Below are 600 nucleotides of genomic sequence, written 5' to 3' on the forward strand. Positions count from 1 at the left end.
AGTTGCTGCTGACCAATCTCGGCACGGTCAACAACCAAAGCGGCGAGATCTCCAGCGCCAAGAGCTTTACCCTGGCCGCCACTTCGCTGGACAACACCGATGGCACGGTGCTCAGCGACGAATCCCTGATCGTGCGCATCGATCAGGTGCTGACCAACCTGCGGGGGTTGGTGTCTGCGACGGGCCTTGAGCTGTCTGCCGCGACCCTGAACAACCGCAACGGCGAACTCACCAGCAAGGCTGCCTTGACCGCCACGCTTGGGCAGTTCGACAACAGTTCCAAGGGGCGTATGAGAGCTAGCGGTGCTTTGCTGCTGACCGCCACTTCACTGACCAACACCGGCGGCAGCCTCACCAGCACCGGCACTGCCAACCTCACCATCACGGACGCCGTGGTCAACCAGGGCGGCGAAATCCTCAGCGATGCAGCCCTGACCCTCACCAGCGGCCGCCTCGACAATAGCCTCAGCGGGCGTATTGCGGGCAAAGGCGTGACCGTCACCACCGGCGCCTTCAACAACAGCCAGGATGGTCGCCTGACCAGTACCGAGGCCTTGCGCCTGACTGCCGCGCAGGTCAATAACAGCGAAGCGGGGCGTA

The 600-nt window shown here is 63.2% G+C and carries 1 pseudogene; it reads left to right on the forward strand.

Annotation, left to right across the window (positions count from 1 at the left end):
• Positions 1-600: pseudogene (locus ACODS3_RS26485) on the forward strand (two-partner secretion domain-containing protein); the annotation flags it as partial.

The sequence above is a fragment of the Pseudomonas sp. FG43 genome, from assembly GCF_057809175.1.